27 protein-coding genes and 2 other annotated features are annotated in these 25,667 nt (G+C 42.6%); of the genes, 4 read left to right on the top strand and 23 right to left on the bottom strand.

What is annotated here, in order from left to right; genetic code table 11:
• Window positions 1–6: 6 nt before the first annotated feature.
• The gene (gene zapA / locus C6347_RS14730) at window positions 7–264 is read right to left on the bottom strand and encodes a cell division protein ZapA (protein ID WP_012010831.1); all 258 of its coding nucleotides are present in this window, start codon (window positions 262–264) and stop codon (window positions 7–9) included.
• 179 nt (window positions 265–443) lie between these two features.
• Here zapA and rnhC point away from each other — a divergent pair, with 179 nt between their 5' ends.
• Window positions 444–1,322, top strand: coding sequence for a ribonuclease HIII (gene rnhC / locus C6347_RS14725; RefSeq protein ID WP_045210067.1), 879 nt, complete (start codon window positions 444–446; stop codon window positions 1,320–1,322).
• Between the two features lie 40 nt (window positions 1,323–1,362).
• Here rnhC and pheT read toward each other — a convergent pair whose 3' ends face one another.
• From pheT to C6347_RS14710, 3 genes are all read right to left on the bottom strand, one after another.
• On the bottom strand, window positions 1,363–3,777 hold the full coding sequence (pheT, locus tag C6347_RS14720; protein WP_066030573.1) for a phenylalanine--tRNA ligase subunit beta: 2,415 nt from the start codon (window positions 3,775–3,777) through the stop codon (window positions 1,363–1,365).
• A 15-nt stretch (window positions 3,778–3,792) separates the two neighbouring features.
• Entirely contained in the window at window positions 3,793–4,827 is a 1,035-nt protein-coding gene (gene pheS, locus C6347_RS14715; RefSeq protein ID WP_034661794.1) for a phenylalanine--tRNA ligase subunit alpha, read from the bottom strand.
• A 376-nt stretch (window positions 4,828–5,203) separates the two neighbouring features.
• Window positions 5,204–5,947, bottom strand: coding sequence for a TrmH family RNA methyltransferase (locus C6347_RS14710; RefSeq protein ID WP_066030572.1), 744 nt, complete (start codon window positions 5,945–5,947; stop codon window positions 5,204–5,206).
• Window positions 5,948–6,060: 113 nt separating this feature from the next.
• On the opposite strand from C6347_RS14710, the gene sspI reads away from it, so the two are divergent.
• Complete coding sequence (gene sspI, locus C6347_RS14705) at window positions 6,061–6,282, top strand: small acid-soluble spore protein SspI (protein ID WP_003216243.1); 222 nt, start codon at window positions 6,061–6,063, stop codon at window positions 6,280–6,282.
• Window positions 6,283–6,323: 41 nt separating this feature from the next.
• Here the strand turns inward: sspI and cstA are convergent, their stop codons facing one another.
• Together cstA and C6347_RS14695 are read right to left on the bottom strand one after the other, a co-directional pair.
• Window positions 6,324–8,120, bottom strand: a complete 1,797-nt coding sequence (cstA, locus tag C6347_RS14700; protein ID WP_060596967.1) for a carbon starvation protein CstA — start codon at window positions 8,118–8,120, stop codon at window positions 6,324–6,326.
• Between the two features lie 350 nt (window positions 8,121–8,470).
• A complete protein-coding gene (locus C6347_RS14695; RefSeq protein ID WP_060596968.1) occupies window positions 8,471–9,559 on the bottom strand; it encodes a M42 family metallopeptidase in 1,089 nt (362 codons plus the stop codon).
• Between the two features lie 181 nt (window positions 9,560–9,740).
• On the opposite strand from C6347_RS14695, the gene C6347_RS14690 reads away from it, so the two are divergent.
• The gene (locus tag C6347_RS14690; RefSeq protein ID WP_003216690.1) at window positions 9,741–10,145 is read left to right on the top strand and encodes a hypothetical protein; all 405 of its coding nucleotides are present in this window, start codon (window positions 9,741–9,743) and stop codon (window positions 10,143–10,145) included.
• Between the two features lie 17 nt (window positions 10,146–10,162).
• Here the strand turns inward: C6347_RS14690 and C6347_RS14685 are convergent, their stop codons facing one another.
• The 8 genes from C6347_RS14685 to C6347_RS14650 all read right to left on the bottom strand — a co-directional run bounded on the left by C6347_RS14685 (window position 10,163) and on the right by C6347_RS14650 (window position 15,739).
• The gene (locus C6347_RS14685; protein ID WP_106036950.1) at window positions 10,163–10,429 is read right to left on the bottom strand and encodes a DUF1294 domain-containing protein; all 267 of its coding nucleotides are present in this window, start codon (window positions 10,427–10,429) and stop codon (window positions 10,163–10,165) included.
• A 63-nt stretch (window positions 10,430–10,492) separates the two neighbouring features.
• Window positions 10,493–10,852, bottom strand: a complete 360-nt coding sequence (gene rplT, locus C6347_RS14680) for a 50S ribosomal protein L20 (protein WP_003216409.1) — start codon at window positions 10,850–10,852, stop codon at window positions 10,493–10,495.
• A 31-nt stretch (window positions 10,853–10,883) separates the two neighbouring features.
• A complete protein-coding gene (gene rpmI, locus C6347_RS14675) occupies window positions 10,884–11,084 on the bottom strand; it encodes a 50S ribosomal protein L35 (protein WP_003216324.1) in 201 nt (66 codons plus the stop codon).
• Window positions 11,085–11,108: 24 nt separating this feature from the next.
• Window positions 11,109–11,624, bottom strand: a complete 516-nt coding sequence (gene infC, locus C6347_RS14670) for a translation initiation factor IF-3 (RefSeq protein WP_024718649.1) — start codon at window positions 11,622–11,624, stop codon at window positions 11,109–11,111.
• A gap of 71 nt (window positions 11,625–11,695) precedes the next feature.
• Window positions 11,696–11,827, bottom strand: a sequence feature (ribosomal protein L20 leader region).
• A 129-nt stretch (window positions 11,828–11,956) separates the two neighbouring features.
• Window positions 11,957–12,652 (bottom strand): antiholin-like protein LrgB, encoded by a 696-nt coding sequence (lrgB, locus tag C6347_RS14665; RefSeq protein ID WP_170966027.1) that lies wholly within the window; start codon window positions 12,650–12,652, stop codon window positions 11,957–11,959.
• A 14-nt stretch (window positions 12,653–12,666) separates the two neighbouring features.
• Window positions 12,667–13,110, bottom strand: a complete 444-nt coding sequence (gene lrgA / locus C6347_RS14660) for an antiholin-like murein hydrolase modulator LrgA (RefSeq protein ID WP_060596969.1) — start codon at window positions 13,108–13,110, stop codon at window positions 12,667–12,669.
• Window positions 13,111–13,247: 137 nt separating this feature from the next.
• Complete coding sequence (locus C6347_RS14655) at window positions 13,248–13,985, bottom strand: LytR/AlgR family response regulator transcription factor (protein ID WP_106048504.1); 738 nt, start codon at window positions 13,983–13,985, stop codon at window positions 13,248–13,250.
• Complete coding sequence (locus C6347_RS14650) at window positions 13,982–15,739, bottom strand: sensor histidine kinase (protein ID WP_060596970.1); 1,758 nt, start codon at window positions 15,737–15,739, stop codon at window positions 13,982–13,984. The genes C6347_RS14655 and C6347_RS14650 overlap by 4 nt, the downstream gene beginning before the upstream one ends.
• A gap of 175 nt (window positions 15,740–15,914) precedes the next feature.
• Between C6347_RS14650 and C6347_RS14645 the strand changes: the two genes are divergently transcribed.
• On the top strand, window positions 15,915–16,694 hold the full coding sequence (locus C6347_RS14645; RefSeq protein WP_060596971.1) for an HAD family hydrolase: 780 nt from the start codon (window positions 15,915–15,917) through the stop codon (window positions 16,692–16,694).
• 54 nt (window positions 16,695–16,748) lie between these two features.
• Here C6347_RS14645 and C6347_RS14640 read toward each other — a convergent pair whose 3' ends face one another.
• The 9 genes from C6347_RS14640 to speD all read right to left on the bottom strand — a co-directional run bounded on the left by C6347_RS14640 (window position 16,749) and on the right by speD (window position 25,603).
• On the bottom strand, window positions 16,749–17,669 hold the full coding sequence (locus tag C6347_RS14640; RefSeq protein WP_060596972.1) for a methyl-accepting chemotaxis protein: 921 nt from the start codon (window positions 17,667–17,669) through the stop codon (window positions 16,749–16,751).
• 168 nt (window positions 17,670–17,837) lie between these two features.
• A complete protein-coding gene (gene thrS / locus C6347_RS14635) occupies window positions 17,838–19,778 on the bottom strand; it encodes a threonine--tRNA ligase (protein WP_034661816.1) in 1,941 nt (646 codons plus the stop codon).
• Window positions 19,779–19,823: 45 nt separating this feature from the next.
• Window positions 19,824–20,071, bottom strand: a binding site (T-box leader).
• 43 nt (window positions 20,072–20,114) lie between these two features.
• Entirely contained in the window at window positions 20,115–20,984 is an 870-nt protein-coding gene (gene ytxC / locus C6347_RS14625; RefSeq protein ID WP_066030568.1) for a putative sporulation protein YtxC, read from the bottom strand.
• Between the two features lie 60 nt (window positions 20,985–21,044).
• Entirely contained in the window at window positions 21,045–21,683 is a 639-nt protein-coding gene (locus C6347_RS14620) for a TVP38/TMEM64 family protein (RefSeq protein ID WP_106071768.1), read from the bottom strand.
• A 33-nt stretch (window positions 21,684–21,716) separates the two neighbouring features.
• Window positions 21,717–22,646 carry a primosomal protein DnaI gene (dnaI, locus tag C6347_RS14615; protein WP_034662053.1) on the bottom strand — a complete coding sequence of 310 codons (930 nt, stop codon included), beginning with the start codon at window positions 22,644–22,646 and terminating at the stop codon, window positions 21,717–21,719.
• A 17-nt stretch (window positions 22,647–22,663) separates the two neighbouring features.
• Window positions 22,664–24,085 carry a replicative helicase loading/DNA remodeling protein DnaB gene (gene dnaB / locus C6347_RS14610; protein ID WP_106031196.1) on the bottom strand — a complete coding sequence of 474 codons (1,422 nt, stop codon included), beginning with the start codon at window positions 24,083–24,085 and terminating at the stop codon, window positions 22,664–22,666.
• 102 nt (window positions 24,086–24,187) lie between these two features.
• Window positions 24,188–24,646: a transcriptional regulator NrdR gene (nrdR, locus tag C6347_RS14605; RefSeq protein ID WP_003216720.1), complete on the bottom strand. Its 459-nt coding sequence runs from the start codon at window positions 24,644–24,646 to the stop codon at window positions 24,188–24,190.
• 4 nt (window positions 24,647–24,650) lie between these two features.
• A complete protein-coding gene (locus C6347_RS14600; protein ID WP_106071767.1) occupies window positions 24,651–25,037 on the bottom strand; it encodes a cytosolic protein in 387 nt (128 codons plus the stop codon).
• Between the two features lie 185 nt (window positions 25,038–25,222).
• On the bottom strand, window positions 25,223–25,603 hold the full coding sequence (gene speD / locus C6347_RS14595) for an adenosylmethionine decarboxylase (protein WP_003216492.1): 381 nt from the start codon (window positions 25,601–25,603) through the stop codon (window positions 25,223–25,225).
• Window positions 25,604–25,667 lie beyond the last annotated feature (64 nt).

Raw genomic sequence — 25,667 nt, 5'->3', positions numbered from 1 at the left:
GTAATTTCATTCCTTTTCTTTAAGCTGAATCTCTAGTTTTTCGTATTGCTCTTTTAATTTCAAGTAGTCGTGGACGACATTGACTGCTGTCAGTACAGCTAATTTGTTTATATCAAGGTATGGATTTTTTTCATTTATTTCTCTCATTTTATCATCAACAATTGAAGCAACGTGTCGCATATGCATCTTCGTTTCTTGACCGATGATCGTATAGGACTGTCCGTAAATCTCAACTGTTGTTTTCGTTTTACCGCCGTCAGACAACGTTTCTCCTCCATTCCACGAGAATCCTAGTCTCTATCATAACATGTTTAGACATTGAATGGAAAGACGAGCCCTTCCCTGTTATGGTACACTTTAGAAATCAATGATATCAAGGTAAAAAGGAGTTATCCACTGTGCCCCAATCCGTCTTAAAAGCAACATCAGAAGACCTTAAAAAGATGAAGAGCGCGTATGCGCACCACTTAACTGATACTTTACCACCAGGCGCCCTTTTTCAAGCAAAGGTTCCTGGCTGTACGATTACAGCCTATCGATCTGGAAAAGTGCTGTTTCAAGGACAAAAGGCAGAAGCTGAAGCCAGTCAATTCAGCCATTTAAAAGCAGCTGATACGAAAAGTCAAAAAGCACCTGCTGTCACAAAATACAGTCCGCCGTCAGGAATTGCTTCTATGTCCGTCATCGGTTCAGATGAAGTAGGAACAGGTGATTATTTTGGACCAATGACGGTCTGTGCCGCCTATGTTGATGCAAGCCAGCTTGCTCTCATGAAAGAGCTTGGCGTAAAAGACTCAAAAGGTCTAAAGGACCCGCAGATTATCAATATTGCCAAAGATCTCATCAAAACCATTCCGTTCAGCCTTCTCGTGCTCCGAAATGAAAAGTACAATGCGATGCAGGAAAAGGGCATGAGTCAAGGAAAAATGAAGGCGCTGCTTCATAACCAAGTCATTACCTCTGTGCTAGAAAAACTAGACGGGAAGCAGCCCGAAGCTATTTTGATTGACCAATTTGCAGAACCGGGCATTTATTTCAAGCATCTTGCAGGGAAAAAAATCATTCGGGAGCGGACGTACTTTAGCACAAAAGCAGAAGGCATTCATTTGTCAGTTGCTGCGGCTTCCATTATTGCAAGGTACGCCTTTTTAATTGAAATGGATAAGTTGTCAAAAGCAGCAGGCTTTGACATTCCAAAAGGAGCCGGTCCTCATGTGGACAAGGCGGCAGCGAAGCTCATCAAGCTGCACGGCGAAGATGCTTTACGTCAATTTACAAAGCTGCATTTTGCCAACACACAAAAAGCGAAGAAATGGTTATAAAAAAGAGCTAAGGCCCACAAGGCCATAGCTCTTTTTTTCTTTAACCGCGCAAGACGGCTTGATACGTATCTTCTAATGCTTTCAATACTTTTGTATGAACAGCCGTCACTTCTTCCTCTGTCAATGTTTGCTCCGGATTTAAATATTGGAGAGAGAATGCAACGGATTTTTTGCCTTCTTCCATATGTTCACCCTCATACACATCAAAGACGGATAGGTCTGTCAATAAATCCCCGCCTGCCTCATAGATGACCCGCTCCAGCTGTCCGCTTGAGATATGCTGATCTACAACAAGTGCAATATCTCTTGTCACAGCAGGGAATCTCGGAATCGCTGTATATTTCATATCCTTCGATTCAGACGTCATCACATCTGTTAAATCAAACTCGAAGACATATGTTTCTTTTAAATCTAATTCCTTTTCAATGACTGGATGGAGAGCAGCAACAAACCCAATCACTTTTCCATTTAAATGAACATCTGCTGTACGGCCTGGGTGAAGACCCTCACGTTCTGCTTGAACATATGTGATTTGGTCTGATACACCAAGCTTTTCGAACAGACCTTCAGCAATTCCTTTTGCTACATAAAAATCGACGGCTTTTTTCTCGCCCTGCCAAAGATTTTTGTGCCATAAGCCTGTCAGCGCACCAGCCACATGCTCTTTTTCCACTGGTTTTTCTCCTTCAGCTTCTGCTAAGAACACAGAACCCGTTTCATAAAAACCAAAGGAATCAGCTTGTCTTGCCAAGTTATATGCAACAGAATCCAGTAAGTTTGGCAGTAGACTTTGTCTGAGCACACTTCGTTCTTCACTCATTGGCAGGGAAAGTCTCGTTTTATAAGCTGGATTCAGTGCAAAAGCTGTAGACTTATGCTGATTTGTCAATGAATACGTGATCGCTTGAGAAAGACCTGCGCCTTCTAAGAAACGTCTGACCTTCCTGCGCTTCACTTGGTACGGCGTGAGACCGCCAACTGTACCAGCTGTCGCAGGCAGTGTAGACGGAATATTATCATAGCCGTATAATCTGGCAACTTCTTCAATGAGGTCTTCTTCAATCGTGATATCCATTCTACGAGAAGGAACCGTTACGACAAGAACGTCATTTGATTCGCCCACTGTAAAACCAAGTTTGTTGAAAATTTGCATCATATCTTTTTTTGAAATGCTCATGCCAAGCACCTTATTCACACGCTCAGTTGATACGTGGATGACATTCATACTTGCTTCAAGGTGGTTTTCCTCCACAGTCCCGCTTAGCACTTCACCACCTGCATAGAGACTGATCAATTGCGCTGCTCTTTCGGCTGCAGGTTTTGTACGCTGCGGGTCAAGTCCTTTTTCAAATCGTGTGCTTGATTCACTGCGAAGCCCTAAGTCTCTAGATGCTTGACGGACCGTTTGACCGTTGAAATATGCCGCTTCTAAAAGAATCGTTGTCGTCTCATCACGCACCTCAGATTCAAGACCGCCCATGACGCCTGCTACAGCGTGCGCTTTCGTCCCATTAGTGATCACTAGATGCTTTGATGACAATGTACGTTCTTGTTCATCCAGTGTTTGAATGATTTCGCTATCAGACGCTTTACGTACGACCACCTGCTTTGAACCAAAGCGGTCATAATCAAATGCATGAAGCGGCTGACCGTATTCAAGCAGTACAAAGTTTGTAATATCGACGACGTTGTTAATTGGTCGAATGCCTGCATTCATCAATCTTGTTTGAATCCAAAGCGGTGCTGGGCCAACCTTTACATTTTTAATGATCTTCGCTGCATAAAGTGGATTTGCTTCTTGATCCTCAATTTTCACAGAGATATAGTCTGCTGCTTTTTCTGAAGAGGTGTCATGTGCTGTATCAGGAAGTTTGATGTCTCTCCCTAAAATGGCTGCAACCTCATAAGCCACACCGAGCATATTCAGGGCATCCGCACGGTTTGGTGTTAAACCAAGCTCAAGTACCGCATCGTCTAATTGAAGTGCCTGAAGGGCATCATCTCCGGGTTTGACGTCATTTGGGAAAACAAAAATGCCTTCTGCATATTCCTTTGGTACGAGTTTGCTTTCTACGCCTAATTCTTGCAGAGAACAAATCATGCCATGAGACTCTTCGCCACGCAGCTTTGCTTTTTTAATTTTAAAGTTCCCTGGAAGGACTGCGCCAACCGTTGCGACGGCCACATATTGTCCTTTATCCACATTCGGAGCCCCGCAAATAATTTGCACTGGAGCGTCTTCGCCGATATCAACAAGACATTTGTTTAATTTATCCGCATTTGGGTGCTGTTCACGCTCAATGACATGTCCAACGACAACCCCTTTAATGCCTTCTCCTTTATATTCAACGGCTTCCACTTCAATTCCGCTTCTTGTGATCTTTTCTGCTAATTCATCCGGCTGAATGCCTTCTAAATCGACATAGTCTTCTAACCATTTATATGAAACAAACATGTTGATTTCCTCCTCTTAGTCCTGCTTGAATTGCTTTGTGAATCTAATATCATTTGTGTAGAAATGGCGAATATCATCAATGCCGTATTTTAGCATCGCAATACGTTCAACACCCATTCCAAAAGCAAAGCCTTGGTAAGTTTCTGGATCAAATCCGCTCATTTTCAGGACATTTGGATGAACCATCCCTGCTCCTAAAATCTCAATCCATCCTGTTCCTTTACATACAGAACAGCCCTTTCCGCCGCATTTAAAGCAAGACACATCCACTTCGACAGATGGTTCTGTGAATGGGAAAAAGCTTGGACGGAGTCTAATTTCACGATCTTCACCAAACATTTTTCTTGCGACTGTCTCAAGCGTTCCTTTTAGATCACTCATGCTAATATTGTGATCGACAACAAGGCCTTCAATCTGCATGAATTGATGTGAATGAGTCGCGTCATCACTGTCTCGTCTATATACTTTCCCAGGGCAGATGATCTTCACAGGACCTTGTCCTTTATATTTTTCGAGTGTACGTGCTTGAACTGGTGACGTTTGTGTTCTCATCAGTGTATCCTCGGTAATATAGAAGCTGTCCTGCATATCACGTGCTGGATGCTCCTTTGGAAGATTCAGCGCTTCAAAGTTATAATAATCCGTTTCTACCTCAGGACCTTCCTCAACGGTATAGCCCATACCAATAAATAAATCTTCAATATCTTCGACAACAATCGTTAATGGATGTCTTGCCCCCATTTTGATTGGACTTGCTGGCAATGTGACATCGATCGTTTGAGATGCAAGTTTTTTCTTCACTTCTTCTTTTTCCAGCTGCTCATTTTTTTCAGCAATGGCATTTGCAATCTGCTCTCTTACTTCGTTTGCGAGTGCGCCCATTTTCGGTCTTTCTTCTGCGGAGAGCTTGCCCATTCCACGAAGCACCTCTGTGATCGGGCCTTTTTTCCCTAAATATTGAACACGAATGTCATTAACTTCTTTGAGCGAGCTAGCTGCTTCAACCTTCGCTATCGCCTCTGTTTCAAGCTGTTTTAACGTTTCTTGCATGAGTGTAATCCTCCTTTTGATATACAAAACCGCCTGGATAAACGGCTGTTTGATCGTTTGAAGACAATAAAAAAACCCGTCCCTCTAAAAAAGAAGGGACGAGTTGTGGTCGCGGTACCACCCTTGTTGAGCACAAATGCATGTGCGAATAAGCTTCATTGACATAACGGAATCAAACGAATCCGGTTCACCTTTACGCAAAGCTTGCGGTCCCGGTGACAACTCCAGAGGTGAATTCCTGTTTCAGCATTCCTTAAATGCACTTTCAGTCTACGATGCATTCTCCCTATAAGGACGCTCCTTGAAACAATCTTCCTCTATCATGGTTTTTAAAATATTAGTTTCATTATAGTGAAAATAAGCGCATGTTGCAACACTATCCACGCAAATGATAGACGAGAACAGCTGCTGCAACAGCCACATTTAATGATTCTGCCTGACCATACATCGGCACATATAAATTCTGGTCTGTCATTTGCAGAATCTCTTGGTCAATCCCTGCTCCTTCATTGCCAACAATTAATGCAAAAGGACCTTCTGCCGTTACGCTTCTATACGCTTTCGCATTTTTCAAGGCGCTTCCGTATACAGGTATGCCTTGCTCCTTACATGCTTGTATTGCCTGCTGAAGGGTTTGCTTTAAAATTGGCAGGTGGAAATGCGATCCTTGTGCTGAACGGAGCGTTTTTCCGTTAAACGCATCGACTGTTCCATCACCTAAGATTACAGCATCAAGACCAGCGGCATCTGCTGTCCGAATGAGTGTGCCTAGATTTCCTGGGTCCTGCACTGCATCTAACAGAAGAAGTCGTTCATACTTCTTTTCTTCAAATACAGGAACTGTACAAACCGCCGCGATGTGCTGAGGCGTTTCCGTTTCGGTCATGGCAGAAAAGGCTTCTTCGCTCAGTTCATAAAGTTCAATGTCAGGATCGATATGAGAAGGAAGCTTATCAGGCGATGTGACCATTAATTCTTTCACAACTCCGCTCTTCAATGCTTCTTCAACTAAGTGTATTCCCTCAACGAGAAACAGCCCCGTTTTCGTACGTTCTTTTTTCGTATGGAGCTTTTTCCACTGTTTGATGTTTGTGTTTTTAGCTGATTCTATATATTTCAAGCGATTTTAACTCCTTTAAATATCATGAATTTATTATATCTCATGCACACTACATAATAAACCTGTCTTTGAGACAGAATAGGGCTATTACCATCAAAAAAGGAGTGTGGGCAATGGATTTTAATTTAAGAGGCGCAGTCATTCAAAATATCACTGGCCATAATCAAGAGCAGCTTGAACATACGATTTTAGATGCCATTCAAAGCGGCGAGGAAAAAATGCTGCCAGGCCTTGGCGTGTTGTTCGAAGTGCTATGGCAAGAAGCATCAGAAAACGAGAAGAACGAGATCCTCGAGACACTAGAGCAAGGCTTAAAGCCTCATCAGCAGCAATAAAAGAAGCCGGTTTGCTTATCACAGCAAACCGGCTTTTTCATTTAGCCAGTGATCGGTGTTTCCATCCGAAGTGCTGGATCACGCCAAATTTCGACCCATTTTTTAATTGCAAACACAATGATCACAAATCCTAAGATCAGCATGATAATTGACAGCACCGCATTCAGCACGCTGTAACCTGATGCCTCAGGATTAAGGTATACATTTGCTACCATCCAATAGCCCGCATAATTCACTGTCACATATAAGTAGGCAAGTGGAATTAAACAAGTCAGCATATATCGCCTTTTATCTGCAATTTTTAATACAACGGTTGCCCCGATGATTAATCCGACTGATGCCATTAACTGATTCGAAACCCCAAACAGCGCCCAAATGGACCCGATGTCTCCAGAGTAAAGCAAGTATCCCCACATAAAACACGCAAGCGCACTTGCAAATACCGACCCAGGTACCCAGTCATTTCGTTTAAGCGGTTTATATGCTTCGCCAAAGAAATCTTGAATCAAATAACGCGCCACACGCGTTCCAGCATCAATAGCGGTTAAAATAAAGACAGCTTCAAACATAATGACGAATTGGAAAAAATAAGACGCCAAATGACTAAAGAACGGAATTCCCGTAAAGATATACGCCATCCCTACAGCTAATGTCACAGCTCCACCCGTTCTTCCTTCTAAATCAAGGCCAATTTCCTTACTCAGCTGCGGAAGATTCTCAACACTCATCCCGAGCGTTCGGAACACTTCTGGCGTACTGTTAATCGCAAAATAATCTCCTGGATGAAGAGCCGTAGCGGCAATTAACGCCATAATGCCAACTAGGCATTCTACTAGCATTGCGCCAAACGCGACAGGCTTCATATCGCTCCAGCGGTCAAGCATCTTAGGCGTTGTCCCTGACCCAACAAATGCGTGGAAACCAGAAATGGCCCCGCAAGCAATGGTAATAGAAATAAAAGGCCAGACAGGACCAGCTAAAACCGGGCCTCCTCCATTCACAAACTCCGTAAAGGCTGGGAATTGAATCGTTGGATTGACGACAAAGATTCCGGCAATCAGTGCGATAAAAACACCTATTTTCATAAAGCTGCTTAAATAGTCCCTCGGTGCGAGCAGCAGCCAAACCGGCAATGCCGCAGCAAAAAAAGCATAGATCGGCAGGGCAAGAGCAAGCGTTTTTGTATCAAGTGTTAAAAGATCACCAAGTGCCGTTCCTTGAATATTCGGCCCAAGGAATACACCAACCATCAGCAAAATAAATCCCGCAGTTGTGGCCAGTTTTAAATTGCCTGTCTTTTTATAATAAAGACCAACCCCCATCGCAATTGGAATCGTGATTCCGACTGCAAATGTCCCCCAAGGGTTACGTTCTAATGCATGAAGCACAACCATAGACAGTCCTGCCATTGTGATCGTAATGATAAACAGCATCGCAAGCCCTGTACAAAATCCTGCTACAGGTCCTAGCTCTTCCTTTGCTACCTCTGATAATGATTTCCCCTTTTTTCGCATCGACGCAAATAAGACGACAAGATCATGTACAGCTCCGCCAATCACTGCGCCAATTAACAGCCAAAGGAGACCCGGTAAATACCCAAATTGTGCGGCTAAAATCGGGCCCACTAACGGACCGGCAGCTGCAATCGCAGCAAAGTGATGCCCAAATGTGACCCATTTATTGGTTGGCACATAATCTTTCCCGTCCTCTAATGTGTGAGCCGGTGTAGGATGATCGTCTGTCACCTTTAATACCTTGACCATCATAAATGTGCCATAAAGACGATAGGCAATCGCTAAAATACACATAGATCCTATGACAATTGTAACCGCATTCATTTAACCATCCCCTTCGCACAAACAATTTGTTACAAATATAACATAAATTGATTGATTTTTCTTTCTTTTAAAACCAAGTTGACTAATAAGAATAATATGTTTATTCTTAAGATAGCTTCACCTACTTCCATAAACTCTCTTTTGACAGGGCGTTCTTTAGGCTCTGTCCTTTTTATTGCTTTCATCTTACAAAAATAAAGGCCAGATCACATGTGCCTTATTCACTAGAATATTTTTTCTTCTTCTGTTAAAAACAGTTCTTTTGACGTAATCAAAAAACAACGTTCATTTCCTGGGAAATTCAATGGAATAAAAAAGCCTTTCCCCTATACTGAGGAAAGGCTTACCTATTAAGAACCGTACGTAATCTGCTCAACCGTTTTTTGATCAAGTCTTTTGATCACTTCTGTTAAAAGCTTCACTGCATTTTCATAATCATCCCGGTGAATCATCGCTGCATGGGTATGAATATATCTGCTTGGTATCCCGATAGATAGTGATGGCACGCCATGACCTGTTAAATGGATACCGCCAGCATCTGTCCCACCGCCAGGCATTGAGTCATATTGGTAAGGAATGTTCAATTCATCCGCTGTTTGGACAACAAAATCCCGAAGCCCTTTATGGGATACCATCGAAGCATCAAATACAACAATCGTTGGTCCTTTGCCAAGTTTGCTTGTTGCTTCTTTTTCAGTGATGCCTGGCGTGTCTCCTGCTACACCAACATCAATGGCAAATCCAATATCAGGCTGGATCGTAGCCGCTGCTGTTTTGGCACCACGCAGGCCAACCTCCTCTTGTACAGTTGCAACACTGTAAGCAATATTCTCATGCTGAGCATTGTGTAAGTTCTTCATGACATCAATCGCTACTGCACAGCCGATACGGTTGTCCCATGCCTTTGCAAGGAGCATTTTTTCATCATTCATCACTGTAAATTCAAAATAAGGAACGATTTGATCTCCAGGCAGAACGCCCCACTCCATTACCTGTTCTTTGCTTGATGCACCAATATCAATAAACATATCTGTAATCTCAATCGATTTTTTTCGAGCTTCAGGTGACAAGACGTGCGGCGGCTTTGAGCCAATCACACCTGTAATGTCTCCCTTTTTCGTCACAATGGTGACACGCTGCGCGAGCATGACCTGTGACCACCAGCCGCCGACTGTTTGGAAGCGAATGTAGCCTTTGTCATCAATTTTTGTCACCATGAATCCTACTTCATCTAAGTGACCAGCGAGCATAATTTTAGGTCCGTTTGCGTTTCCTTCCTTCTTAGCGATTAAGCTGCCAAGGCGGTCACTAGAGACTTCATCTGCATATGATTCTATGTATGTCTGCATGACTTTTTTGACATCACGTTCATTTCCTGGAATCCCTTTTGCATCCGTTAGGTCTTTCAGCATAGTTAATGTTTGATCTAGCTTTGTCATTCCATTTATCCTCCTTTATCTTCATGGTGCATTCTTATTATACAAAACCTCTTTCGTTCAATACGATCTTTTTATGAATATTTTTTCGTTTAACGAAATATTTTTTTAAAAAAAGTTGAAACCTTTTGGGCTTTTCATTCGTAGTACATCAGATAACGGTATATTGGAGGTGCATCCTGTCATGTTTGTAATCCTCATTAGACTTGCTCTTGTTGCACTGCTTGTCTACATCTTCTACATGGCGGTAAAATTCTTCTCAAATCCGAGAAGAAAGCTGAAACAAGCACAATTAAAAGAAGGCTTTTATTTTATGGACGAACAGCAAAATGCGCGCAAAAATTTTAATTTCGTCTATAAAGGAGTCTTGTTTGAAGGGGAGAAGCATGTTCCTTCTAAGGATCATCCTCTGTTTGTCCACTCCATTTACGTTTGGACGGAGTCACCCGAGAAGCTAAGTGAATTTACATTAGAAGACTTTGAAAAATTGGAGGAAAACATTATCGAACGTTATCCTCAAACAAAAATTGATTGGGATCAGCCCATTAAAAAAATCAAACAAAAAAAAGGAGCAGACACGCCGTCTTGATGGCGTCTGCTCCTTTTTCAGATGAACTGGATATATCCTAATATGATCAACTGCACCATGATTAACACAGGCATGCCCATTTGAAAGGCAGGATGCTTTGTTTTATGACGGAAATACTGCATCCCTAGATACGATCCAGCAGCCCCAAAAAGCACGGCAGCACTCCATAAGTGCGCCTCTGAAATTCTCCATTTATGCGCTTTTGCCCGGCGCTTGTCCTCTCCCATGAGAAAAAAACCATAGCCATTTACCAAGATCAGCAGTAGAATCATCGCGATATTCATTCATTTCACCTCACATGATGAGCAAAAAAGATCACCCCTCGACGGAATGATCTTTTATATGACTTACTTGTCTAGTTGTGCTTTTGCAGCATCAGCAAGCTGATTGAATGCACTTAGGTCATTCACAGCAAGGTCAGCAAGCATTTTGCGGTTTACTTCGATACCAGAAAGCTTTAGGCCATGCATTAAACGGCTGTAAGAAAGACCGTTCATACGAGCTGCAGCATTGATACGAGTGATCCATAGTTTACGGAAGTCACGTTTTTTCTGACGACGGTCACGGAAAGCGTAGTTTCCAGATTTCATCACCTGTTGGTTTGCTACTTTGTATAATCTATGTTTTGAACCGAAATAACCTTTTGCTAATTTAAGAACCTTTTTACGACGCTGACGCGACACAGTTCCGCCTTTTACTCTTGGCATTGTAATTCCCTCCTATGATTCCTATTCCAAATTACTTGATGTTTGCAAGTTGTTGTTTGATACGTTTGAAATCTCCAGCACTTACGATTGCGCTCTTACGCAATTTACGTTTTTGCTTTGTAGATTTGTTAGCGAACAAGTGACTTGTGTACGCATGAGAACGTTTAAGTTTACCAGAACCTGTTTTTTTGAAACGTTTAGCAGATCCGCGGTGAGTTTTCATTTTTGGCATTGGATGTTTCCTCCCTCTGTTACTTTACTTTTCGACTTTTGGTGCAAGCATGAGGAACATGCTGCGTCCGTCCATCTTAGGTTTTGTTTCTACTGTTGCTACTTCAGCGCAAGCTTCAGAGAAACGGTCTAACACGCGCTGTCCGATTTCTTTATGCGTAATCGCACGGCCTTTAAAGCGGATAGAAGCTTTTACTTTATCGCCCTTTTCAAGGAATTTGATTGCATTACGGAGCTTCGTGTTAAAATCATGTTCATCGATTGTCGGGCTCAACCGAACTTCTTTTAAGCTAATGATTTTTTGATTCTTACGTGCCTCTTTTTCCTTCTTCTGCTGTTCGAATCGGAACTTACCGTAGTCCATGATTCGGCAAACAGGTGGTTTTGCATTTGCAGCAACTAACACAAGGTCAAGATTGGCTTTCGTAGCAATTTCCAGAGCTTCCTGGCGGGTTTTAATCCCCAGCTGATCGCCATTTTGTCCGATCAAACGAACTTCACGCGCACGAATACCTTCATTAACTAATTGATCTTTGCTAATAGTGAGCCACCTCCATGAGATTTTGAATTGAGTTCACAATTCATTTTGACCATTTCGTTGTATGTTTTACAGGCAAACAAAAAGTGTGGGCATATAAAACACCCACACTGCGAACATTTGCATGAAAAAATAAATGTACGGTCAACCTGTCAACTACAAACACGTGTCAATCAGGTGAGAAGCGGGTGCTTCTGCTTGTGATATCTATTCAATTCGTTAATTATTCTACACAATTTTCATTTGTCCGTCAAGTAACCGAACTCTTGAAACAACTTTTTCATTTTAGCATGATTAAACGAATTGGGCAAGGCTTTTTCAAAACAATGACACCATCAAAGAATGAATTGCATAAAGATTGGGATGACAATGACGGTCACAACTCCTACGACCACAACGGCGATACTTGCCATGGCTGCTTCCACTTCACCCATCTCAATCCCAACAGAGACGCCAAGTGCATGTCCTGATGTACCGAGTGCAAGCCCTTTTGCCACTGGATTTTTAATTCGAAACCATTTTAAGAAGAAAGCACCTAGTGCATACACGATGACTGCATTAAATATGACCGCAAAGGCTGTGATATCTGCAATTCCGCCAATATCCTTTGCAATCGGAAGAGCAATTGCTGTCGTCGCTGCCTGTGGGAGCATACTTTTCATTACAGCCGCATCAAGATGAATTCCTTTTGCTACGACATACACAATTGTAATGGAACAAAGTGATCCTACAAAAATAGCGGATAAAATCTGCCACCAATATTTTTTAAGTAATGCACGCTGTTTATAAAGCGGAATAGCGAAAGCAATGGTCGCAGGCTCTAAGAAAAACTTGATAATCTTGCCGCCCTCATTATAATCTGCATAGGAAAAACCGCCAATTTTTAAAAATAAAATGCCTAACACCATGGCCACAAAAAGTGGTGTGAATAAGAAGAAGCCTTTTGATTTTTTAAATAAGAATGTACCGATTCCAAAGGCGACTAATGAGACGACTATACCAAAATAAGGACTCATCGTACTTGTACCCATCTTGCTTTCCTCCTTTAATGCGTACTTGAAGCTGGTTTATTAGAATGAGAAGGAGTCGATTTGCTCTCCTTTGTCTCTTTATGTTTCTGTGGTTTTTCTGATAATTGCATGAGAAGCTGCGAAAATAGCCCTGTCGCTGCTAGTAACATAATCGTTGCAATGATAATGACACCGACGACTTGCACACCTACTTCTTGCATGACACCTAGTGATTGAATAACCGAGATACCAGAGGGAACAAATAGAAAGCTAATGAGCCCTGTCAATGATGTACCTAATTGCTCCACCTGCTCCAGTTTGACGATTTTCGTTGTCAGCAAAACAAATAATAGAACCAGACCAATCACAGATGCAGGCATCGGAATTGGTAAATACATTGAAATGAGATTAGAAACGAACATTACGGTTGCAAAGATAAATGCTTGAGATAGAAATCCATATACTTTAGTGGCACTCATGCCCCTTCACCTCTTTCTTCGACTGCCCTCAGTATACGGCATGAAATAAATGAATGAAGCGTTTACAACCAAACTCGCCGGATTCAATGAATGAAATGCAGAAAACGAGTATTGAAATACAAACAAAAAAAGCCGTCCTACTCTAGCAGGAGCGACTTCTTTAGTTCTTTGGCGTAAGTGCGGCTGACAGGAATGATCGACCCGTCTGTCATATGCAGATTATACGTCGAATTAAACCACGGCTGTACTTCTTTCATATGAGAGGTGTTCACGATATAGCTTCGATGAACCCTCATAAAGTAAGCCTCAGGCAGTTTCTTTTCAATGACCACAAGCGGTTCTGTGACCTCATACATGTGATCCTTTGTTTTCACGACCTTTTTCCCCTCACTAAGCCCTACATACACAATTTCTTCTACTTGCAGAATCACAATTGAGTCATCGACTGAGATGGCTAATTTTTGCTGATGGGGGATTTTCTCATCTGACAGCTGGTGCTCTTGCGTCTCAACAGATTTCCACTTTTTAAACTTTTGGATCGTTTGCAAAAGCCGCTCTTCATCAAATGGTTTCGTTAAGTAATCAAGCGCACTGACCTCAAACGCCTTCAGCGCGTATTGATCAAAGGCTGTCGCAAATACAATCGCTGGCGGATCAGACATCCGGTTGAGCCTTTTGGCAATATCAAATCCATTCTCACCAGATAAATCAATGTCTAAAAAGAGCAGGTCCGGCTTATGATCCACCATCCGGTCAAAAGCTGATTCTATATTTTCTGCTTCCTCTATTTGAACATCCTCTTTCGTTCTGCGTAATAAGTATTTTAATTCGTCTCTTGCTAACACTTCATCATCTACGATTAATACGTTTATCAACGAAAATCATCCTTTTTTACATAGTCCATTGGAATGCGAAATGAGATGTCAGTGCCTTGGCCGCTATGAATGGATAAAGCGGCTTGTCTGCCAAAAATCCCTCTTAACCGCTGATCTAAATTAAAAAGAGCCGTACCTGTTCCTTCTTTGGATTCAACAGGCGCTTTTAATAACTGAGCCATCTTGTCATTCTCGATTCCCTGTCCATTATCAGTCACTTTCATATAAACATGCCCATCTTTCATCAAAGCAGAAACGACGACTTCACAACTCGTTTGATGTTTAGGAAAAGCGTGTCTCACTGCGTTTTCAACAAGCACCTGAAGCACAAATGGAGGAATCATCACCTGCTCCAGCTCCTTTTCAATTTGAAAGGCCACATGGTATTTATTTGGAAACCTCGCTTGTTCAAGCGACAAATATGCCTCTACATGCTGAATTTCTTTATGCAGCGGAATCAGCAGCTGGCGGGCGCCTTGCAAATTAGACCGGAAATAAATACTCAGCTGCAGCAGCAGCTTCCTTGCCATCTCTACATTCGTTCTGCACAAAACAGAGATGGTATTAATGGCGTTAAATAAAAAGTGCGGATTCACTTGCGCTTGAAGCGCTTTGATCTCTGCATCTTTCAGCAGGCGGCTTTGGGTTTCTGCCTCTCCAAGTTCAAGCTGTGTGGAGAACAGCATCGCCAAGCCTTCTGCAAGCTCCTCTTCCACCCTGCTTAATCCGACCGGAGAATTGAAATACATTTTTAATGTTCCGATCGTTTGACCATTGGAGGTGAGGGGCAGCACAATCGCTGCTTGAAGCGGGCAATGAGTGACTGAACAATTGATTTCGTCTTTCGAATGCGCCTTCATAATTTTGCCGCTCATCAATACTTGTTTCGACAGCCCTGTAATTAGGCTTTTCGATGGAATATGATGATCCGTCCCATCACCGACATGCGCTAAAATCTTTTCTGTATCGGTTAAGGAGACCGCATCTGTTTCTGTTAATCGATGAATGATCTCCGCCACACTTTTACATGACTGTTCATTTAACCCTTGGCGGAAAAAAGGCAGCGTTTGATCGGCGATCGAAAATACGCGGTGTGTCTGCATCGCCTTTGCCTGCTCTTCTTGCCGAATGACTGACTGTAAAATCGATAAAAAGATAAAGCTGCCAATTCCATTCACAAAAATCATCGGCAGGGCAATAATACTCACAAGCCCCCAAGCATCAGCAAATGGCTTTGCAAATAGAAGGATAATGATCATCTGCAAGGATTCCATTGCCACACCAAAAAGTGCGGCTTGGCGAGGTGTCACCATTCGATTCTTCCGTTTAAACCTGCTGCCGACATAGCCTGCAATCACACCGGCTAAAATCGAAGAAATCGCACAGCTGAGTGCCGTGCTCCCTCCTAATGAATAGCGATGAAGCCCAGCTAGAAGCCCTGCACCAATGCCAACAAACGGCCCTCCTATCAATCCGCCCATTTCGATCCCCATGATTCTCGTATTGGCGATCGAGCTTGATGAGCCAAGATGATAGGAAAACTCATGATTCATGACCATCTGCTGCTGGATTTCAATTCCTGTGTAATTGCTGATAATACTAAAAGAAGCAAAAATAAAGACAAGGACTGCCTTTTTTCGAAACCCTTCATTATGAAGCAATAGATTGCGAAAGCCCTTCACATGGGCAAGCACAAACCCTAAAATAACGATGATCCCCACACGCTCGATCATCATAATAATTAAATGAAGCAAACCGGCCACCTCAATTGATGTATGTTATATCTACTGTCTTTCTATTCTATCATGTGCGGTCAATGATCCAAGATCTCTCAAATCTTTTCTTTATTGCCCTCATCTTCTATTGTAAAATGAACATGAGCCGTCACTTGCAATTGAAGGTAACACATACATAACAAGGGAGAAGATCATGAAAGCCGTATTTTTCGATTTAGATGATACTTTGCTTTGGGATGAAAAAAGCATTCACACAACTTTTCAGGAAACATGCCGCGAAGCGGAAAAGAAATATGGACTGAATCCAGCAACATTTGAACAGATTGTACGTGAAGAAGCAAGAAAGCTGTACTCTTCCTATGAAACATATGATTATACTGTCATGATCGGAATTAATCCTTTCGAAGGACTGTGGTCAAATTTTAGTGAACCGATTAGCGAAGGCTTTCAAAAGCTGAATGCCCTTGCACCAGAGTATCGCAAGAACGCTTGGACAAATGGCTTAAAAGAAGCAGGAATTGACGATGAGGCATTTGGACAATATTTGGCTGATTTCTTTGCAGCAGAGCGGAGAAAACGTCCATTTGTCTATGAAGAAACGTATCCTGTTTTAGACCGCCTGAAAGGCAGCTATGAATTGCTCCTTTTAACAAACGGAGATCCTAGTCTTCAAAAGGAAAAACTGGCAGGTGTTCCTGAGCTTGCACCTTATTTTAATGAAATTGTGATTTCAGGAGATTACGGGAAAGGCAAACCTGACCCTGGCATCTTTGAGCACTGCCTTCAGCTGTTAAATCTAACAAAAGACGATGTGATCATGGTTGGAGACAATCCAAAAACAGATATTCTTGGGGCATCTCGCGCTGGGATTCAAACCGTTTGGATCAATCGACATGGCAAGAAAAATGAAACAGATGTAACGCCAGATTATGAAATCAAAGACTTACATGAATTGTTTGATATATTAAAATAGAACACAAAAACCACCCTTCTCCTGACGAGATTGGGTGTTTTTTGTGTTCTCAAACTACACAATTGCCGCTAGACTTTGTGCTTGCCGGTCTAAGCCGCGGGCTGCTTCTCCTACATTCACAAATTCCTCGCTTGCCTGCTTCACAAGATCATGGTTTGTAAACACGGTTGTCTTGGCCCGGCTCGTTCCGCTGCTGACCTTCTCTACTTCTGCATGAATCGCCTTTACATATTGATCTACTTTGACGATCGCTTCTTTTGAATCAGTTGCAAGCTTTCGAATTTCTGCCGCCACCACACTAAAGCCATTTCCATAGGAACCCGCATGGGCAGCTTCTATCGCCGCATTTAATGCAAGCAGCTGAGTTTGTGAGGAAATGCTGTTAATCGTTGCAGCAATGGAGCTGATGGACTCTACCTGCTCTGTTAATCCTTCTAGTAAGCTCATATTTTGATCTGTTTCGTTTGCTATATGATCAAAGGAGACTTTGACTCTTTGACTATGCTGGATGCCCACTTCTGCACGCTCCATTAATTTCGCAGACATCTCCTTTAAGTCGTCTACGACCTGTTTCATCGTGTTTTCTCTCTCTGTTATGTCTGTTGCGACTTTCACAACACCCACTACGTGCCCCTCTTCATTGCGGACAGGTGTATATGTCGCTTCAAGCCATAAGCTATCACCATTCTTCGTCGTCCGCTGCACCTTTTCCTGAAAGATTTGACCCTCTTTCAAACGCTTCCAGAACATGTGATAGCTTGCGTGTTCTGCAATATGCGGAGGACAGAACTGTCTATGTTTTAAACCGATCAACTCTTGCTTCGAATATCCCATGGCTTTTGCAAAAATATCATTGACCCATAGAACTTCACCTGTCACATCAAATTCAATCATCGCCAGTGAGTGTTCCAACGCACGAAGAACTGCTGACCGCTCCAATAGTTGTGATGATAAAGTGTTTGTTGTTTGCATCATCGCTTTCATTCCTCCAATTTGTCTCGAACCAACAGTACATATTTACCCATACTTTCGTACTATCTAAACGTATCATTCAAGGAACTGGATCACCAGTGGAGAATTTTTTTCAAAAAGAAAAAGCCAGTGATCTCAAGAGAAAGATCACTGACTGCTTCATTGGAAGTATTATTTTTTTGCTTCTGCTACTGCATGTTTCACAAAGGCTTCAAGATCCATTGTTTCTGAATCTTGCTCTCCGTATTTTCTTACATTGACAGCGCCATTTTCTGCTTCTTGATCTCCGACGACTAGCATGTACGGGATCTTTTGCATTTGCGCTTCTCTAATTTTGTATCCAATCTTTTCATCACGGCTGTCAAGCTCTACACGAAGGCCTTCAAGCTGCAAACGTTCTTGTACTTTTTTCGCATAGTCTAAATGGACAGACGGTGAAACCGGGATGACTTGGAATTGTACAGGTGCCAGCCATGTTGGAAGGGCTCCTTTGTATTCTTCAATTAAGAAGGCAACAAAGCGCTCCATTGTAGAGACAACACCTCTATGAATCACGACCGGACGATGATGCTTGCCATCTTCTCCGATATAGGTGAGATCGAAACGCTCTGGTAGTAAGAAGTCAAGCTGTACAGTAGACAATGTCTCTTCTTTTCCAAGAGCTGTCTTGACCTGTACATCAAGCTTCGGACCATAAAATGCCGCTTCTCCTTCTGCTTCATAATAATCATGACCAAGCTCGTCCATTGCATCCTTTAGCATCGATTGCGCTTTATTCCACATCGCATCGTCGTCGAAATACTTCTCAGTATCTTCTGGATCACGGTAAGATAAGCGGAATGTGTAGTCATTCAAGCCAAAGTCTTGATAGACTTCTTCAATTAAGCGAACTGTACGAATGAACTCTTCTTTGATTTGATCTGGACGAACAAAGATATGTGCATCGTTTAATGTCATCCCGCGAACACGCTGAAGGCCGGATAAAGCACCTGACATTTCATAGCGGTGCATTGTACCAAGCTCTGCAATACGAATTGGCAATTCACGATAGCTATGCGGCTCGTTTTTGTAAATCATCATATGGTGCGGACAGTTCATAGGACGAAGAACAAGATCTTCGTTATCCATTTCCATCACTGGGAACATGTCTTCTTGATAATGCGCCCAGTGCCCTGAAGTTTTATACAATTCGACATTCGCAAGAACTGGTGTATACACATGCTCATAACCAAGACGTACTTCTTTATCGACAATGTAACGCTCAATAACACGGCGGATCGTTGCGCCTTTTGGCAGCCAAAGCGGTAGACCTTGACCTACCTTTTGAGAGTTCGCAAACAGTTTCAGCTCTTTTCCTAGTTTACGGTGATCGCGTTCTTTCGCTTCTTCAAGCAGGCGTAAGTGCTCATTTAAATCTTCTTTGCTGAAGAAAGCTGTACCGTAAATACGCTGAAGCATTTGATTGTTGCTGTCACCTCTCCAGTATGCACCCGCAAGGCTTAACAGCTTAAACTCTTTGATTTTCCCTGTTGATGGCAAGTGAATGCCGCGGCAGAGGTCAAAGAATTCACCCTGCTCATAAATCGTCACGGCTTCACCTTCTGGAATCGCCTCTAACAGCTCAAGCTTCAATTGATCACCAATCGCTTCAAAGCGTTTTTTCGCTTCTTCTCTTGTTACTTCAATTCGCTCAATTGGCAAATTGCTGTTAATGATTTTTTTCATTTCTTTTTCAATCTTAGGTAAGTCTTCAGGTGTGATGGCAACATCGATGTCGACATCATAGTAGAAACCATTTTCGATCACAGGACCTACGCCAAACTGGACATGATGCTCTTTTCCATAAAGACGTTTGATCGCCTGTGCTAGCAAATGTGCTGTGCTGTGGCGCATAATGTCGAGTGCTTCTTCACTTTTATCTGTGATGATCTCGATTGTTCCACTTTCTAATAGCGGCGTACGCAGATCTATTTCTTTGCCGTTCAATTTACCGGCAAGCGCTTTTTTCTTTAGGCCCGGGCTAATTGATGCCGCGATGTCTTCTGTTGTAGCTGTTTTGTCAAACTCCTTGACTGCTCCATCTGGAAATGTAAGTTGAATTTGTTCTGACATCTCTGGTCACTCCTTTTTTTGGCAATATAAAAACCCCGCCCCCTGGAAAGGGACGAGGTTGAATAAACGGAATCGTGGTTCCACCCTTTTTCCCGTATTTGCAGCTTACGTTTTCATAAGCAAACACGGCTTGTGGTTCGATAACGGGAATTCCCGTCAGCCATTACTAAAAAGTTCACAGCTGATGTTCAAAGGTGGTAAAGCAAATGGTCCTCTGCTAGGAAGCTTTCAGCCGCGGCTTCCCTCTCTTTAAGCGGGTGTTCATTTGTTCATGTCCTTATCAATACGGTCTCTGTATGAAGTTACACCGTATTATAAAACGTTTTTTCGTGAAAATCAAGAAAGCTTTTCACTTTTCTGTTCCAAATGGTCATGTACAAATTGAACATTCTGTTCTTGAAATGATTGAGCCGGGAATACCTCGACCCTTTCTTGAAAAATATTTTGAATGGTCTGCACCATCGAGTGACCCGTATCATTTGTAAATAGGTCAATCTTTTGCGGCGCTATGGATACGAGTGGTGCAATCAGCTGCGAATCAATATACATTGGATGCTCTCTTACAAACTGTCTGTCTATGTATTGTTTTTGATCACGCTCAGAAGCGTACCGAAATTCCCAAATCATCAGGCGGTCCTGATGCACAACATGTACTTTTTCGAGCTTAGGTTCTCTTGCCATCACATAGTCTCGAAGGGATTGAATGAAGTTTTGATATTCTTGTTCCATTTTGTATTCTTCAATGGAGACTTCAACATAGTTCTTCAGCCTCCTGTCATACTCTGACAGTCTAAATGTCATAAATGAACCAATTGAAAAAATACCTTGCTGTAAAGAAATGGTCTCAAGCTCCTTTGTTAACAGGGCTTCTCTTGACGGTTCTTGATGAATGCCGGGAATATCATCTAAATCCCCGTTCATAATACTGTGGGCGATTGAAAGAATTTGGTGCTGCTCTTCAGGATCTTTAAATAAATAGGTGTTTTCAAGGATGCTGCGCATGCGCTCATTTTCTTTGCATTCCAAAAAAAAGTGAACCAGTAATGGCCGCACAATGGGCTCAAGTCCTTCTTCTGATTCCTTCGCCTCTATGAGAAGCCGGTCTTTCCCTTGTTGAATTGACATGTGATGCCGACTGTCCAAGTGTTCAGCAAGATGTAAAAAAGCGGCGGTATCATATTCATCTTCAAAGATTATTTCAAGCATGTTTGTCCCCCCTAACGACATCTGTTACATATATATGGGGGAAACATAAAAAATAGACGCCTAAAATAAATCAGGCATCTTTCTTTTTAAAATGAGCGGAACGGAGATAAAGATCAGATAAATCAAACAAACGATCACTAAGGCGGCATAATTGCCGCTGACAAAGCTTGAGCCAAGGACATTTAATGCAACTGTACCCGGTATTAAGCCTAAAAAAGTAGCTGCCGTGAATGCACGATAATTCGCACGTGAAACTGCTGCCGCATAGCTGACAAAGTCAAAATGGATCGGGGCAATACGCAATAACAAAATATAAAGAAACCCATGCTCCTGAATGCGGGATGTCACCGCTCTCAGCTTCCGGCTGCTTGATTCTCTGCTTTCCTTTTTTGCACGAAAGGTTGTGGCAAGCAGGAAGGAGCCTGTTGCTCCGGCGGTAGCACCAACGAGGGCATAAATCGTCCCAAGAACACTGCCGAATGCTAAACCTGCTGCCAGCGAAAAGACCGTAAGTGGGACGAGAACAAACGGGCGAAAAAGAGATAAGAACAGAAAAACAAAGGGAGCCAGCAGCCCAAATTGAAGCACCCAATTCTTCACATCTTTCGGCGCCAGCTGAAGGTGCTGTTTGTTCAGCCACCAAAGTAAAGCAGCGAGACCTGCAATCACGAGAAAAAGCAGCCATTTTCTTTTGTTCATTTCATTTGCTCCTCCTTCAGGTGATAGACGCTTTTATAAATGACGGCGGTTTTCTCCTTCGAGCAAGACTGCCTCTGCTAAATAAAGAATCCGTTCCATTAAACGAGCGGCTTTGACCTCTTCTTTTTCCCCGCGCTGTGAGTACGTAAAGTGATGTTTCAGTTCACTTGGTGAGAAATTAGAAGAGAAGAAAGTCGGCAGCTGCTCTGCCATACGGTATTGTAAGATCGTTCCGAGCAGTTCATCTCGAACCCAGCTTGTCATCGACTCTGCCCCAATATCATCAAGCATTAAAATAGGGGTGGATTTGACCATGTTCAGCTTTGCTTCCAGTGTATGATCGGCTAACGAATTTTTTAACTCTCTCACAAATTCAGGCACGTACACTAGGAGAGATGGGTATTCCTTCTCCGCTAGCTGCTGCGCAATGGCTGCCAGAATATACGTTTTTCCTACTCCAAACTTTCCGTGTAAATATAAGCCCTTCCCTTTGCCCGTCTCATCATAGCTTTGCAGGAATTGACCTACTTTTTGAATGACTTCCTGTCTTCCCACAACGTTCAGATCAGTGAACGTCGCTTGAAGAACATTTTGCGGAATGTACATGCTTTTCATAAGCTCTTGCTGTTTTTTCTGTCTATCGAGCCGCAGCTTGACTGGGCAGGGGGAATATTCAATATCAATACTCTGACCTTTGATCACAAGCTTCGGGTGATACCCGTCTAAAATCGCATTGACGTTCTCTTCATCTAAGCAATATGAACAACCCTTCGACTGCTGCACATATTCAAAAAGCCGGTTCAAGCTACGATTGATCATGTCTTCGTGTATTTCTTCTTGATGCTCCTGTAAAAAGGCCCTTACATCTTCATCAGATAACACACTCTCTTTAATCTGGTTGTATCTCACACGAAAATCTACTCGTCCTTTTAACTGTTCAAATGAACGACCGATCGGTTTCATCCTCATCTCACCTCACCTTAATGTGCATTGTACTTTTTCATATTTTTAAACTGATCTAACAGTTTTTCTTTTTCTCGTTCGAGGTCTTCTGTCGACAGACTGTCTGTTTGTTCTTTTGCCGGCTGTTCTTTCGTTTCAGTTTCTTTCATCCAGTCAGGAAGCTTCTCTTCTCGGACAACTTTCCCTGATCCATATGTGCTGCGCTGTTTTTTCTGCTGCGCCCACTCTGTCATTTGCTTGTTCTCTTCTTTGGCAATTTTCATGGCTGCCGCTACGGTTTTAATTTTCTTTCTCACCCAATGAGCGGCGATTTTTTGCATATATGTTTTCGACAGCTTCATATCTGTTTTCAGTAATGTATAGTAGATCAAAACGTTCATGACACCTGGCTCTAGCTGCTGCTCGAGCATAATATCTTCGACAATTCTTAAGTCGGCATACGTTGGCTCAATGCCGTCTGCCATATCTTTTAGCAGCTCCCGAGGCGAAATATGATCGAGCTTTTCAATCAATTTCGCATCTGGCGTATCTGCTAGCGCTTTTGAAGCATCTTGACGCAGGTGTCTAGGCTGTTTTTGATCAATGAGTTTTGGCTGCTCGCCTCTGTATTCGATTTGGTACCAGTCTCTTGCGGCTTTTCTCAGCTCTTCTGTTGAGATCATTTGATCCGAACCGCAGGCGCCTGCTACAATATTTTGCATTTGAAGCGGAGTGATGCCGTATACAACGGCTAACTTCTTAATGGTTTCTTTCACCTGCTTTGTCAAAGCCTTTCTTGGAATCATCATATCAGACATGCCCGCTAACAATAGATCGAAATCAAAGGATTCGTCTGAAAGCGGAGCCGGCTGACTCGATCCAACGGTCACATATTCATAGCCCTGATCAAGTGATGACGCCCGATTGATTTCTTCTGTCATCCTGCGTTCACCTGGCTGCAATACGTGAAAGACTTCTTCAAACGATCGCGAGATGTTCTTTGCCTCTGCAGGAACACCTGGATAAGAAAAATAATCACGAAGCTGCATATATTTTGCTTTCTCTACACGATGGTACAGCAGGACATTCAGCATACCATCCTGGAAAAACTCATCTGGTCTTAGCGGCGGCACAAGCTCATATGTAAACAGTCTGCCTTCTTCCGTTTCCTGTTCATATGTGCGAAGTAAACCGATCGCTTCAAGCTTTAAACGTTCCTCAAAAATATCATTTAAATTCGTTTGCAGCATGACCATGAGCTGCCGATGAGGTGCAGGTTTTCCCCACATACGATTTTGTTCCAGCTCTCCCCACAGCGTCATGTATAAGCTGAAAGCGGACATGCCAATAAGCGGCTGATATAAAAGAGTGATGAGCTGTCTATCGATGTCACCGAGCAATGAAGCGCTTTTGACGACATACGGATCGACGGCTAGCACTTCCTTCCAATGCTCTGTCATATGCTGATCCTCCCCATGAATTGCAACTGTTTCTATTGTACACCCTTTTTGCGTTTTACGCTTTACGCAGGAAAAAGAGCGTGAAGAATCTTCAGCTCTTTTTTAGCGTTCTTTCTTTAATAAATCTTTTAATTCATCAATAAAGACGTTGATATCTTTAAACTGCCGGTAAACTGAGGCAAACCTGACGTAAGACACTTCATCAATTTTTGCCAGCTCGTCCATCACCATTTCACCTACAAGCTCGCTTTTCACTTCTGACATGCCTTGATTACGCAGTTCTTTTTCGATGTTAAAGCAGACATCCTCCAGCTGCTTTAAAGCAACAGGACGCTTTTCACACGCTTTAATGAGTCCTCTCAGCATCTTTTCGCGGCTGAATTCTTCTCGAATCCCTTCTTTTTTCACCACAATCAGCGGTAATTCTTCTAATTTCTCAAACGTCGTAAAGCGATACTGGCAGCTTTCGCACTCTCTTCTACGACGGATGGATTTCCCTTCATCTACTGGTCTTGAATCAAGCACCCTTGTGCCAAGGTGCTGACATGTGGGACATTTCATTTCATCAGCTCCGATCTATTCTTGGAAGTTGTTTGTCTAGTTCATCATAAAGGGGCAAAACGGCCTTCTGACTATAACCAAAATCTGTTGGCAGGACCGTTTCTGTTGTCACATTAAAATCGACAGCTGTTTCAAAAGGACGAATTGAAATGACAGTCGCTACGAGAAAGGCTTTTTTCGGCATTCTGATGTTTGCGCTGATTTCACCTCGTTCTGCTGAAACAGATGTCACTTGATAGGAATCGTTTCGGGAAAGCATGGCTTCCACCGCTTGAAAAACTTGTGCATTCGTCATTTTGTAGTAATGGCTTTTCAGTTCTGACACTGGATGCTCGTCAGATGTTTCTGTATGGTTTGACATGAACCGTTTGAACTTTTGTCCTAAAGTCATATACGTATCCCCTTTGCCATAATGCCTCTTCTTTATTTTATAAAAAAAACCTTTGTTTTCCTAGAACAAAAGTATAGACAAGTTGGGGAATGTTGGATTTTGTATATCAAAGAAATATAAAAAGGAGCATAACACAAAGGCATTTCAATGCTTTTGGCCAGCTCCCATTGCAATCTTTTTTATGTTTACAGTGCTTTGGCTTGTGCCTGTTTCACTTGTACAGGTCCCATGCCTCGAGGAATTTCGATGTTTTCTCTTGTTTCGGCACCTAATTCATCTCCGATATGATCTGCTGCGATATTCGGATCTAGGTCGCCGCAAGTATAAACATCTATGCTCGCATAACCATGTTCAGGAAAGCTGTGAATTGTCAGATGAGATTCAGAAATAATGACAACTCCACTTACTCCTTGAGGTGCAAATTTGTGAAAAGCAACCTCTCTTACTTCAGCTCCTGATTTCAAAGCTGCATTTACAAACGTTTTTTCAATAAAATCCATGTCGTTCAGTTTATCACAGTCGCATCCCCATAGCTCGGAGATAACGTGACGTCCGATTGTTTCCATCATGGACCCCCCTTAAACAAGAATGAAAGAGTGAAGTTCTAAGCAGCCGGACCGGACATATACC

The organism is Bacillus sp. NMTD17, assembly GCF_002998735.1.
GTDB lineage: Bacteria > Bacillota > Bacilli > Bacillales > Bacillaceae > Bacillus.
Note: the sequence above shows the minus strand (reverse complement) of the source record. Positions and strands in the feature narration are given on the sequence as shown.

Coding starts and splice junctions, on each gene's coding strand:
- rnhC (WP_045210067.1), top strand. CDS start 444: ATGAAGAGCGCGTATGCGCACCACTTAACTGATACTTTACCACCAGGC.
- pheT (WP_066030573.1), bottom strand. CDS start 3,777: ATGTTTGTTTCATATAAATGGTTAGAAGACTATGTCGATTTAGAAGGC.
- pheS (WP_034661794.1), bottom strand. CDS start 4,827: ATGCAAGAAACGTTAAAACAGCTTGAAACAGAGGCGATAGCGAAGGTT.
- sspI (WP_003216243.1), top strand. CDS start 6,061: ATGGATTTTAATTTAAGAGGCGCAGTCATTCAAAATATCACTGGCCAT.
- cstA (WP_060596967.1), bottom strand. CDS start 8,120: ATGAATGCGGTTACAATTGTCATAGGATCTATGTGTATTTTAGCGATT.
- C6347_RS14695 (WP_060596968.1), bottom strand. CDS start 9,559: ATGACAAAGCTAGATCAAACATTAACTATGCTGAAAGACCTAACGGAT.
- C6347_RS14690 (WP_003216690.1), top strand. CDS start 9,741: ATGTTTGTAATCCTCATTAGACTTGCTCTTGTTGCACTGCTTGTCTAC.
- C6347_RS14685 (WP_106036950.1), bottom strand. CDS start 10,429: ATGAATATCGCGATGATTCTACTGCTGATCTTGGTAAATGGCTATGGT.
- rplT (WP_003216409.1), bottom strand. CDS start 10,852: ATGCCAAGAGTAAAAGGCGGAACTGTGTCGCGTCAGCGTCGTAAAAAG.
- rpmI (WP_003216324.1), bottom strand. CDS start 11,084: ATGCCAAAAATGAAAACTCACCGCGGATCTGCTAAACGTTTCAAAAAA.
- lrgB (WP_170966027.1), bottom strand. CDS start 12,652: ATGGGTACAAGTACGATGAGTCCTTATTTTGGTATAGTCGTCTCATTA.
- lrgA (WP_060596969.1), bottom strand. CDS start 13,110: ATGAGTGCCACTAAAGTATATGGATTTCTATCTCAAGCATTTATCTTT.
- C6347_RS14645 (WP_060596971.1), top strand. CDS start 15,915: ATGAAAGCCGTATTTTTCGATTTAGATGATACTTTGCTTTGGGATGAA.
- C6347_RS14640 (WP_060596972.1), bottom strand. CDS start 17,669: ATGATGCAAACAACAAACACTTTATCATCACAACTATTGGAGCGGTCA.
- thrS (WP_034661816.1), bottom strand. CDS start 19,778: ATGTCAGAACAAATTCAACTTACATTTCCAGATGGAGCAGTCAAGGAG.
- ytxC (WP_066030568.1), bottom strand. CDS start 20,984: ATGCTTGAAATAATCTTTGAAGATGAATATGATACCGCCGCTTTTTTA.
- C6347_RS14620 (WP_106071768.1), bottom strand. CDS start 21,683: ATGAACAAAAGAAAATGGCTGCTTTTTCTCGTGATTGCAGGTCTCGCT.
- dnaI (WP_034662053.1), bottom strand. CDS start 22,646: ATGAAACCGATCGGTCGTTCATTTGAACAGTTAAAAGGACGAGTAGAT.
- dnaB (WP_106031196.1), bottom strand. CDS start 24,085: ATGACAGAGCATTGGAAGGAAGTGCTAGCCGTCGATCCGTATGTCGTC.
- nrdR (WP_003216720.1), bottom strand. CDS start 24,646: ATGAAATGTCCCACATGTCAGCACCTTGGCACAAGGGTGCTTGATTCA.
- C6347_RS14600 (WP_106071767.1), bottom strand. CDS start 25,037: ATGACTTTAGGACAAAAGTTCAAACGGTTCATGTCAAACCATACAGAA.
- speD (WP_003216492.1), bottom strand. CDS start 25,603: ATGGAAACAATCGGACGTCACGTTATCTCCGAGCTATGGGGATGCGAC.